Below are 10,659 nucleotides of genomic sequence, written 5' to 3' on the forward strand. Positions count from 1 at the left end.
GAATTCCTTACCCCTGAAATTCAGTTCCGTCATTCTCGTCGGTCTCCTCGTCCAATCGCCCTGCGACGCGCCACGTTAGCACCCAAAACCAGCGCGCGGCGCGACTTTAGGGCGAAATTCCCGCCTGTCACTCTGAAAATGAGGGCACGTCTAGGGGGAGGGTGTTTTGTCCGCTCTGTGTGACGCAATGAGGAATGAACGGCGCGCGCCGTCCCCCCCCTCCCGCCAAGATATAAGAAGGAGTCTCGTTTTCGGGACCAGATTCCGGGGGAACATGCCCAATTGTTAGGCAAATTCCTTCTACCCTCTTTCTCGCGCCGTTTTGTGCAAGCCCCTGTTTTCCTGGCGTGATTTTCTGAAATGACCCTATAAAGGGTGTCCTTCGGGCAAAATTCTGCAATCGCTCTCTGGTCCCAAAAATGCGCCCAGGTTGGGTACAGTTTCGGGACCAGAAAAGCGGATTTTTAAGCCGCGTCCCCCTTCCGCCGGGCGATGAATTTCCAGCTATCCTTAGGGGGAAGCTGATATTTGGTTTCAGGGTCGGCTGTGGGGAGAAAGGTGACTTCGTATTGCGCCGCGTCCCGCATCGCGCCGCCATCCGTTCGCCGCACGAGACCAGCCTCTTCCAAGGCAATGAATGCCGTTCGGATTGAGCTACGCCGAATGCCTGCCGCTTTCAGTTGGTCATAGGTCGCAAACAAGTTGGCGTTTTCATAGCCACCATGACTCAGGTGTTCGAAGCAGAGAAACATCAAAACCTGATAGGCATTCGCCGAAAGACGGCAGTCGATCAGGTGCTTAATCAGCTTGTGCGGAAAAAGGGCAAACGGCGGTTCCGGCTGCCAGGATTTTTTCGCGCCGGGCGTTGGCTTGTCCGAAGAACGCCCGTCCGCGCGGACCCTCCGATGCGCGCGGCTCATTGCGCATCGGGAGCCGTGGAAACCCGCGCCTGCTGATTGGCCCAGTCGGTCAAATCAGACACGGCATAGCGCACAACTCGGCCAAACTTCCGATACTTCGGGCCACCGCCCGCAATCCGGGCATGGTCGAGGTAGGATTTTGAGACGCCCAGAATCTCGGCGGCCCGCTTCGTATCGACAAAGCGAATAGGGGAATCGGTCATGATGATGACGGCCTTTATGAGCCGCGAATGCGGTTTCGCATCCGGCGGACGTTCAAATTTCAGGTGAACGTCAACGGCCCTGCCGCCTGTCCCGCGTTTCCTTGGCCCTGCCTTGGTGCCCCGCTGAGGGGCTGCGGTGAGACCTTTTTTGTTTAGCGGTAGTTCTTACGTGGTGCAACCCCCCGCTACGCACGGATGGGCACGACATTCCCCGGCAATTCCGCCCCGTTTTCCAGTCGCGCAAGTTCAGCTTGCCAAAGGGCAAGCGCAGCCGCCATTTCGGGCAAATAGGAGTGGCGGTTGTAGACGGTGGCAACGCGGGAAAGGCCGCTCATCTCGTGATGCAGCAGGCGTTCAATCGTGTGGGGAGCGATGCCCAGCCCCGCCATACCGCTCGCGGCGGTTCGGCGTAGATCGTGCCAAGTCCAATTCTCCAGCGGCGCGCCTTTCAGGTCGGTCACGGCCTTATCCAGCACCACTTTTCCCTTTGAAAAGCCGGAGATCGGGGCGGTTCCAATCGTCGTGAAGACAAAGGGCGAATCCGCGTAACGGGGGGCAGCCGCCAGCAGGTCCGCCACCGCTGTAGGCAGAGGAATGGTATGGGCGCGCCCATTCTTGGTCCGCTCGGCAGGCAAACACAAATTGCCCTCGCTCACTTCATCCCATCGCAGCCCGGCAATCTCGCCGCGCCGCTGCCCGGTGAGCAGCAAGACACGGGCAAAGCTTCCCCACGGCCAGCCGACCTTAGCCGCACCGCGCAACACCGCTACAATCTCGCCGTCGCTTAGGACACGCTCCCGCGCCGTTGGCGGTGGCAGGGACAAGCCTTCGCAGGGGTTCGCCTCCATTTCGCCTCGTTGCTTTAGCCACGAGAAAAGCCCCCGCGTCCAAGCGAGGGCATGGCGTGCCCGGACAGGCCCGGTTTGCTCCAGCTTATCTAGCATCCGAACCACATCGCCCTTGGTGGTGGCGCTTATCCGCTTATCGCCCAAATGCGGCACAACATCCTTCAGCAGGATACGCTCGGTTTCCCGCCAGCTTTTTTGATTGGGCTTTGCGTATTTTTCGACATAGCGCGCCACCGCCGCCGCCACGCTATCGCTTTTGGACAGGCCCTCGCGCTGTTCCCGCTTGGTTAGGGCTGGGTCGATGCCTTTAGCAATCTCGCCCATCGCTTCCCGCGCCTTGGTCCGCGCCATATCTAGCGTGAAACCTTCGGAGTAACGCCCCAGGATCATCTTACGCTTTGGCGCGGCGCGCCCGCCGGGCGGGGCGCGATAGGTGAAGACAAAGCTGATGCTTCCGCCCGCCCGGCGCAAAGCTCCAAAGCCCTTCAACTCGCCGTCCCAAATGGCTTCTTCAGTCCCGGCGGTGGCCCACTCATCCAGCCGCCGTTTGGTCAGTTTCGCGCCCGCCATTTTGCCCCCTTCGGTGGAACCTGGACCCTCACGAGGTTCCACCGGGGTTCCACCATAGCCGCATTCCCAAGGAACAACGTGCAACGGGGCATGATATAAGTCCATGAAAAATATGATAGTTCGTCATAGACAGAAAGTCGGTGCAACCGCCGTCCTCAGACTACGAATCTGGGGGTTGGAGGTTCAAGTCCTTCCGGGCGCGCCATGAGATCATGCGGTTTGCATGACCCGTTGAGCAAGTCAGAAAACTGCTGTTGTCGTCGCTCGTATATTATGGGGCGTGTTTATCGGCGCTTTTTTCAATGGCTTTCCCACCTTGCTGAATATCCTGCCCGGCCCCGGAAACCGTGTTGCAGGCGGTGAGAAACGCTGTACCGGCGAGCAGCGTGATAAACAGCAAGATTATGCTGGGTTTTGCTTGGGTCATGATGTGATCCTTCCAAAAAGGCGGGCGTTAAACCGTGTGATATGGGCGCGCGCGCTCTGCTAAACTCGCCCGGTCACAACGAGAATAATCACAATAATAAGAACGATACCCAAACCGCCGCTCGGGTAATAACCCCAACTATTGCTATGGGGCCAACGGGGAAGCGCTCCGATCAACATCAACACCAAAATGATGAGCAAAATCAGACCAATACTCATAATAACCCCCTATTGCGAAAGTGAACCCATCACAACATTTCTCGTTCACATGGGTTCAGAGTAAACGCTCTAGAGTTTATTTAGTTCCATACATATATTGGCGATTGGAAAAATCATTTCGCGAGCCGTCGGCAAATGGCAGAGGGAGCCCCCCCTAGGCCCCCTCCCCCTCCGATCAGGCGGCGTAGCTATAGTCCGGCAGATTCTTCAGCGATTCTTCCGTCGCCCCGCGCAGCAGCAGATGCGTATTGGTTTTCTGAACTTCCAAGCTGCTCAGCGGCACCACCGCATATTTGGCCCCAATGCCAAGGAAACCGCCGATCGAGAGCACCGCAAACGCCGATTTTTCGCTAGGTGAGACAATCAGATCGTCTACCGTCCCAATCGTCGCATCAAGCTCATTGACCACCGTGCTGCCGATGAGTTTCGAGGCGCGATGGCCGCTGGTCAGGCGGGTGGGGGCAATGGCCGTAAGAATAAGCGTCGGCCCGGCAAAGGTGGCGACTTCGATCGGACCGGAAATGGGATTGGACATAGAACTTCCTTTCAAAGGATTTAAAGCATCTCTCAAGATGATATTATTATCCCTCCCAGACGCTGATTACAGCGAATGGATTGATATATAAAATCATCTTTTTCGGAGATGCCCAGAAATATATAATATAATTTATTTTTAGAGTAGACTCGGAAAATACTCATTCACTAATTGCGTGCAAAATTAGTCTAATAAATTGGGGAACGGCATTCATACTCTCGTCCCGTGAACGCGGGTTAGGATCGGCGCAATGCCGATTTTGCGTTAAGCCTGAGTAGTTTCCGAGCCTCCCCACACCGTCCTTGCAGCGCTAGCGTTATGAGCCCCATTTTTTAAGTGCATGAGGAGAGACTCCCCTATGGCCAAATCTCAAAAGCGAAATAGTCGTGAAGCCAAAAAGCCAAAAGCGACCAAAACGGTAACAGCCGCCGCACCCGCGTCGTTCATGAGCAAAGGCTCGCTAGAGCCCCTTACTCCCGCCAAGAAAAAATGAAAGAACAGCCCTGGCGAAAAACAATGAAATATCTGGGGTCGCTGTCGGGAACTGGAACCATTACCTGCAATGGTAAAACGGTCGGCCGCGCATCCTATCGGTTTGATCGTTTTTTCCAACCGCCGAACAATACCACCAGCAGCGGCGAAATCGAACTGCCGCCCCTTGCGCTCGAAGAAATCTTCGGGCGTAAGGATGTTCGGCTAATGACCGACGATGGTCGGCTCTTGGCGCTTCACTTTTCCGAAAAAAACCTCCCCGCCGCCAGCAGCGCCGCGCACGTGGACGTGACCGGCGATGTCGATACGCCGCCTTAGCCCCCGGCTTTGAGCCAGTGGGAGAAATACTGCTTCAGCTTCTTCACCTTCGGCGCGGAAACCCCGGCGATATAGGGGTTTCCGGGGTTGCGGGCGGCATAGGCGTGATGCTCCGGCTCGGCCACGTAGAAGGCTGTGAGCGGCTCCAGCGCGGTCATGATCGGGCCGGAATAAATCTTAGCTGCATCCAACTGCCGCATATAGGCGCGGGCTACGGCCTGTTCTTCCGGCGTCGCATAGAAAATCACCGAGCGATACTGCCGTCCAACATCCGCCCCCTGCCGGTCCTTCTGGGTCGGATCATGGGCCACGCCGAAAAACAGCTTCAACAGTTGCCCATAGGTGACGTGCGCCGGATCATACGTGATTTCGATCACCTCGGCGTGATTGGTGCGCCCCGTGCAAACGGTGCGGTAGTCGGCCGTTATCGAACTATCCCCGGCATAACCGGGGCGCACTTCAAGCACCCCTGCCACGGCCGTGTAGACCGCCTCGGTACACCAGAAGCAGCCCCCGCCAAAGATTGCGGTGCGCGCCGCACCCGCGTCGGTGGGTAAATCTTGGTCGGGGTCGGGTAAAGACCATGGATCGATGAGCAGCGGCATGGACGGGACTCCAAAATCGGGAACGCAGTTTACATGGGGGCATGCCCGCTGTCCGTAAAGGCGGCGGGGGCCATGCTGATTTTCCCTGCCGTTTTTGAAGCTAACTTAGTGTAGTATTTCGGTTAATTATTCTGCCGGTTCGGGACGCCATGTCTGCTGCTTTTTCGCCCCCGCCTAGCCTATTCGCCCAGCAGGAGGATAGCGATATTCCCTTCGTCGGGGCATTGCTGGATTCAATGGAAACTGCGGCCTGTCTGATCGATCCTGCCGAAAACATAATGGGCTGGAACAGCTGCTACGAGGCGTTTTTTCCCGAACACGAGGGTCTGTTGCGCCGGGGCTGGTCGTATCTCGAAAATATGCAAAATTATTTCCGCACCAACGCCGAGATCACCGATCCCAAGTTGTTTGAAGAAACCGTCGCGGCTGGAATCGAACGTCATCGCATGATGCGCGAGTCATCCCTGTTTCAAAAACGCAATGGCCGTTGGTTGAACAGCCGGATTTACTGGTTCTCGGACGGTTCTTGTTTGAAGACCTGGCAGGATGTGACCCGACAACACAGCAAATCGAATACCGATTTGTTTATGGAAGGCACCGATCGCGGCGTCGTCCTGTTCGATGCCGATGGGCATTTCGAAAAAGCCAATCGCATTATGGGCGATATTTTTCCCCGCGCCGTCGATCTGTTTCATCCGGGCACGACCTATTTCGATCACCTGCGCGCCTATGCCGAAACCACTCTGGCCGCCCATGAGGCCGAAACCATGGCGCGGCTTTTGAACCGGCCCTTCCCCATCCGCACGCCGCTCGCGCGCCCGCTGCAACTGCGTAAAGCTGATGGCGGTTGGGTGGAGTTGCGCGAGCGCGTGCTGTTCGACGGCTATCTGCAAACCCTGTGGCTCGATATCAGCACGGCGAAAGCCCTTGAAAAGAGCAATGCCGATCTCGACCGGCTGGTGCACGAGTTGCGCGAGGCTCGGCAGACGGCTGAAGCCGCCAGCGCCGCCAAATCGGCGTTTCTCGCCACCATGAGCCACGAAATCCGCACGCCGATGAATGGCGTCTTGGGCATGCTCGGCCTATTGCGCACGGTGCAACTGCCTGCCGAAGCGGTTGACTATGCCGAAACCGCCCACCAATCGGCCACCGCGCTGCTGGGTATCATTGATGATGTTCTCGACATCACCAAGCTCGAAGCCGGGCGCGTTACGCTCGAATCGGTGCCGTTTCGCCCCAGTGAACTCCTGCGCTCCATTGTTTCCATGTTCGCCCCGCGCGTCGCCGAACGGGGGGTGGCGCTGCGGCTCCAAACCGATGCGTCGTTGGAGTCCGTCTATCAGGGCGACCCCACACGGTTGCGGCAGATCCTTGTTAATCTGGTTGGCAATGCGGTGAAATTCACCCCGGCTGGGGAAATCACCCTCTGCGGGTATACCGAAGCCCTAACCGAAAGCACGGCGGACCCCGACAGCGTGCACCTCGTCCTTGAAGTGCGCGATACGGGCATTGGCATTCCGCTGGAACAGCAGGGGCTGATTTTCGACCGCTTTACGCAATCGGATCAATCGATTACCCGCCGCTTTGGCGGCACCGGCCTGGGGCTCGCGATTACGCGGGAACTGGCGCAGCTTATGGGCGGGTATGTCAGCCTCTCCAGCGCGCCGGGCGAAGGGAGTATTTTCACCGTCGCCCTGCCGCTCCCGCGCCTGTCGGAAGCGGCGCTGGCAGCTTTGGCCAAGCAAGCGGCGCAGCCTTCGGCGACTTTCGATCTAAACCGACCGCTCACGATTTTGCTGGCCGAAGATAATGAGATCATTCAGCGCGTCGTGATTGCCCTGCTGCGCAAGGCCGGGCACGCGGTTTTCTGCGTCGCGTCCGGGCGCGGGGCGCTGGAGGCGCTGGAAGAGCATAGTTTCGATTTAGTGCTGATGGATATTCACATGCCGGAGATGGACGGGCTTCAGGCCACGCGCCTTATCCGCGCCAGTAACCAGCCCTGGGCGCGCATGCCGATCATCGCGCTCACCGCCGACGCGCTGGACGAATCCCGCCAAACCCATCTTGCCGCCGGTATGAACGATACGCTGGCCAAACCCATCGACCGGGAAAAACTGCTGCATACCCTCCAGCGCTGGGCCGAAAAGCCGGAGAAACCGCCGGAAGCGGCTAAAGTCACCGTGATAGAGCCGGAACAGGAGCGCTTCGACCATCGCCGGTTTAGTGAGTTGGTTGATACCGTCGGCCGCGAGGCGCTGACCGATCTGATCGATAGCGTCATGGTCGCCGTTACCGACCGGCTGGTGGATTTAGAGCGGCTCCGCGATGGCCCGGACGTGCGGGAGATTCACGCGCCCGCCCATCAGCTTATCTCGCTGTTCGGGAACTTTGCCCTCACGCGGCTGCATCACCACGCCCGCCGCCTCGCCACCGCCTGCCTTGCCGGGAACCGCGCCGAGGCCCTGCCCTTGATCGACCGGCTAGTGCAGGAGGCGGAAGACGATCTTCCTCTGCTGGCCGCCGCCGCCCATGCCGCGCTCGCGGCTTAGGGCTGAAGCGGCACCACCGAAACGGCATTATAGGGCGAGCCGTCGATCAGCTTGGTTGACCACACCAGATAGACCAGCACCTGCTTTTGCGTGTCGAAAAAGCGGGTAACGCGCATGGATTTGAAGATGAAGGAGGTGCGCTCGGTGAACACTTCCTCCCCCTTCTTGCCCTTATCGATCTCGCCGCGAATTTGAATCGGGCCGACCGCCCGGCAGGCGATGGAAAACCGGCTCGGGTCTTCCGCGAGCCCCACCGCGCCGGAAAGACCGCCCGTATCGGCGCGGGAGACGTAACAGGCGACACCATCCACCTTCGGATCGTCATAGCGCTCGACCAGAACCTTATCGTTCGGGCCGACGAAGCGGAACGTGGTCGAGACTTCGCCGATGCGGGTTTGGGCGAAGGCCACGCCGGGGAGCAGCAAAGCCAGGGCGAGGGCGGTGAACTTGACCATAACGGGTGGACTCCATACGTTAAAACCTGAGCAACCCTCGGTATAGCCGCAAAGGATGGCAAGAATGCCGCTTTCCGTAACAGATCCCGAAGTCGAACGGTTGACGGAAGAATTGGCCCGTCGCCACGGTATCAGCAAGACTGAGGTGATCCGCCAAGCGCTTCGGCATGAGGCGGCGCGGGAAACCCCCGTTCAGCAGGAGCAGCATTCGGACTATGTGGAAAGTGTGTTGGCGTTTACCAGAGCCCTCCGGGCAAAGGGCGCCCCTGAAAACGGTCTGCCCGTTACGAAAGAGTGGCGGGACTCGCTGTACGAGTAACATTCAAAAAAACCAAGGAAAGGTTGTAATGTATCATGACAAAAAAAATTTACTATAAATACAGAAAATTTAGTGAAAGGCTATTAATTAGCCTTTTAAAAGAGGAGATTTTTGTCGCACACCCAAATACACTCAATGACCCTTTTGAAGCGATGCCTTCTCTTCAAATGGACTTAAGCTTGAGAGAGGCTGAAAAATTATTGATGAAATTTGATTCAACGGATAACGATACTAAAAATTTAGAAAAAATAGAAAAATTAAGACAAGAAAGCCATGAACTTGTTGATGATGAATATAATACAGATGGACTTAATAGTGATGAAATTTATACATTAATTCTTAAGAATTATATAGAAAGAAAAATGAGGATAAACGAAACAAAAGGAGTGTTTTCGGTATCAGAAAAATATAATTGCCCTCTATTGTGGGGGCATTATGGAGATGAGCATAAGGGTATTTGTATCGGATACTCGATACCAGAGGAATATAAGGAAAATTTTTGGAAAGTCGAATATTGTGATAACAGAGAAATAAAAGCAACAGATTTAATAAAAAAATTAGATGGAGATAAAGAGGCAGCCCGTCTTATTACAAAAAAAGCACTTGGCACAAAATCTCAAGAATGGGGCTATGAAAAAGAATGGAGATTGATCGGAGCACCAGAAACAGTAATAAAAAATATTGAAATAGCGGAAATAATATTTGGATTTCGTTGCGAACCAGTTAACGTCGAGATAATAGTTAGGTTATTGCAAGGAAGGCGGGGGGCAATAAAATATTTCAAGATGCAATTAGATAAAAAATCATATGGGTTAGAGAAAGAAGTTTTTGATCCTGAGGAGATAACTCGGTACCCGCCAACGAGCGCACAGGACACTAGAGATATTCTATCGGCTTTTACACCCATAGACGAAGCCAATTGATTTTTCTGATTGCATAAGAAAAACGGCCCGCCCTTTCAGGCGAGCCGCTTCCCAAACGCTTTAGCCTATTTGCTTACGAAGCGAGGCTCCGCAGCACATACGGCAGAATCCCGCCGTGGCGGTAATATTCGACCTCATCGAGCGTATCGATGCGGCTCAGCACCTGGATCACTTCTACCGTGCCATTGGCGCGGGTGAGGGTGACGGTCAGGTCTTGGCGCGGCTTCAGGCCCGCTTCGACGCCGGAAATGTCGAAGACTTCCGTACCATCGAGGCCGAGGGTCTGGCGGGTCATACCGTCTTTAAACTGGAGCGGCAGAATGCCCATGCCGACCAGATTCGAGCGATGAATCCGCTCGAAGCTTTCGGCGATAACGGCCTTCACGCCCAACAGCAGCGTGCCCTTGGCCGCCCAATCGCGGCTGGAGCCCGTGCCATATTCCTTACCGGCGACGATAACCAGCGGCGTGCCTTCGGCCTTATACTTTTGCGCCGCGTCGTAGATGAACATCGGCTCGCCCGTCGGCTGGAAAACCGTCACGCCGCCGCTGGTGCCGGGGGCCATTTCGTTCTTCAGGCGGATATTGGCGAAGGTGCCGCGCATCATGACTTCATGATTACCGCGACGCGCGCCGTAGCTGTTGAAGTCGATCGGGCGGACCTGATGTTCCAGCAGATAGGCACCGCCGGGGCTGTCTTTCTTAATCGACCCGGCTGGGGAGATATGGTCGGTCGTGATCGAATCGCCCAAGATCGCCAGCGGACGCGCCTTACGGATATCCGATACTGCGCCGGGCTCCTTGGCCATGCCAACGAAATAGGGCGGGTTCTGCACATAGGTACTGCCGCCGTCCCACACATAGGTTTCGCCCGTGGTGGTTTCGATGGCGCGCCATTCGTCCGGCCCGTGGAAGACGTTGCCGTAACGCGATTTGAACATTTCCGAGGTCAGGCTGGCTTCGAGCGCCGCCTGAATTTCGGCGTTCGACGGCCAAATATCCTTCAAGAAGACCGGCTGCCCGTCCTTGCCCGTGCCGAGCGGATCGGTTGCGACATTCACCGTCATCGTGCCCGCAAGCGCATAGGCGACAACCAGCGGCGGCGAGGCGAGGTAGTTCGCCTTCACGTGCGGGCTGATGCGGCCTTCGAAATTGCGGTTGCCCGACAGAACGGCGGCGACGGTGAGATCGCCCTTTTCCACCGCGGCGGCAATCGGATCGGCCAGCGGGCCGGAGTTGCCGATGCAAGTGGTGCAGCCATAGCCAACCAGATTGAAG

General features: G+C 56.5%; 13 protein-coding genes. 4 read left to right on the forward strand and 9 right to left on the reverse strand.

The window, feature by feature from the left end; all coding sequences use genetic code 11:
• Nucleotides 1-464 precede the first annotated feature (464 nt).
• The 6 genes from ACIQ36_RS14130 to ACIQ36_RS14155 all read right to left on the reverse strand — a co-directional run bounded on the left by ACIQ36_RS14130 (nt 465) and on the right by ACIQ36_RS14155 (nt 3,721).
• Nucleotides 465-920 (reverse strand): hypothetical protein, encoded by a 456-nt coding sequence (locus ACIQ36_RS14130; protein WP_395830359.1) that lies wholly within the window; start codon nt 918-920, stop codon nt 465-467.
• On the reverse strand, nt 917-1,123 hold the full coding sequence (locus ACIQ36_RS14135; protein ID WP_395830361.1) for a helix-turn-helix transcriptional regulator: 207 nt from the start codon (nt 1,121-1,123) through the stop codon (nt 917-919). Before ACIQ36_RS14135 ends, ACIQ36_RS14130 begins: the two co-directional genes overlap by 4 nt.
• Nucleotides 1,124-1,308: 185 nt before the next feature.
• The gene (locus ACIQ36_RS14140) at nt 1,309-2,541 is read right to left on the reverse strand and encodes a tyrosine-type recombinase/integrase (RefSeq protein WP_395830363.1); all 1,233 of its coding nucleotides are present in this window, start codon (nt 2,539-2,541) and stop codon (nt 1,309-1,311) included.
• A 271-nt stretch (nt 2,542-2,812) separates the two neighbouring features.
• Nucleotides 2,813-2,968 (reverse strand): entericidin A/B family lipoprotein, encoded by a 156-nt coding sequence (locus ACIQ36_RS14145; protein WP_395830365.1) that lies wholly within the window; start codon nt 2,966-2,968, stop codon nt 2,813-2,815.
• 59 nt (nt 2,969-3,027) lie between these two features.
• Nucleotides 3,028-3,180 (reverse strand): DUF3309 family protein, encoded by a 153-nt coding sequence (locus ACIQ36_RS14150; protein WP_395830383.1) that lies wholly within the window; start codon nt 3,178-3,180, stop codon nt 3,028-3,030.
• A 181-nt stretch (nt 3,181-3,361) separates the two neighbouring features.
• Nucleotides 3,362-3,721 (reverse strand): PRC-barrel domain-containing protein, encoded by a 360-nt coding sequence (locus ACIQ36_RS14155; protein WP_395830367.1) that lies wholly within the window; start codon nt 3,719-3,721, stop codon nt 3,362-3,364.
• A gap of 516 nt (nt 3,722-4,237) precedes the next feature.
• Here ACIQ36_RS14155 and ACIQ36_RS14160 point away from each other — a divergent pair.
• On the forward strand, nt 4,238-4,531 hold the full coding sequence (locus ACIQ36_RS14160; protein ID WP_395830369.1) for a hypothetical protein: 294 nt from the start codon (nt 4,238-4,240) through the stop codon (nt 4,529-4,531).
• On the opposite strand, the gene msrA is transcribed toward ACIQ36_RS14160, so the two are convergent.
• Nucleotides 4,528-5,136, reverse strand: coding sequence for a peptide-methionine (S)-S-oxide reductase MsrA (msrA, locus tag ACIQ36_RS14165; RefSeq protein WP_395830371.1), 609 nt, complete (start codon nt 5,134-5,136; stop codon nt 4,528-4,530). The genes ACIQ36_RS14160 and msrA overlap by 4 nt on opposite strands.
• Before the next feature lie 149 nt (nt 5,137-5,285).
• Between msrA and ACIQ36_RS14170 the strand changes: the two genes are divergently transcribed.
• The gene (locus tag ACIQ36_RS14170) at nt 5,286-7,685 is read left to right on the forward strand and encodes an ATP-binding protein (protein ID WP_395830373.1); all 2,400 of its coding nucleotides are present in this window, start codon (nt 5,286-5,288) and stop codon (nt 7,683-7,685) included.
• On the opposite strand, the gene ACIQ36_RS14175 is transcribed toward ACIQ36_RS14170, so the two are convergent.
• A complete protein-coding gene (locus tag ACIQ36_RS14175) occupies nt 7,682-8,140 on the reverse strand; it encodes a CreA family protein (RefSeq protein ID WP_395830375.1) in 459 nt (152 codons plus the stop codon). The two genes, ACIQ36_RS14170 and ACIQ36_RS14175, sit on opposite strands and share 4 nt — an antisense overlap.
• A gap of 64 nt (nt 8,141-8,204) precedes the next feature.
• Here ACIQ36_RS14175 and ACIQ36_RS14180 point away from each other — a divergent pair, with 64 nt between their 5' ends.
• Nucleotides 8,205-8,459, forward strand: coding sequence for a type II toxin-antitoxin system VapB family antitoxin (locus tag ACIQ36_RS14180; protein WP_395830377.1), 255 nt, complete (start codon nt 8,205-8,207; stop codon nt 8,457-8,459).
• A 35-nt stretch (nt 8,460-8,494) separates the two neighbouring features.
• Nucleotides 8,495-9,382, forward strand: coding sequence for a DUF2971 domain-containing protein (locus tag ACIQ36_RS14185; protein WP_395830379.1), 888 nt, complete (start codon nt 8,495-8,497; stop codon nt 9,380-9,382).
• 73 nt (nt 9,383-9,455) lie between these two features.
• Here the strand turns inward: ACIQ36_RS14185 and ACIQ36_RS14190 are convergent.
• Nucleotides 9,456-10,659 (reverse strand): aconitase family protein (locus ACIQ36_RS14190; RefSeq protein ID WP_395830381.1); only part of this gene is annotated, 1,204 nt, incomplete at its 5' end.

The sequence above is a fragment of the Elstera sp. genome (assembly GCF_044372965.1).
GTDB lineage: Bacteria > Pseudomonadota > Alphaproteobacteria > Elsterales > Elsteraceae > Elstera.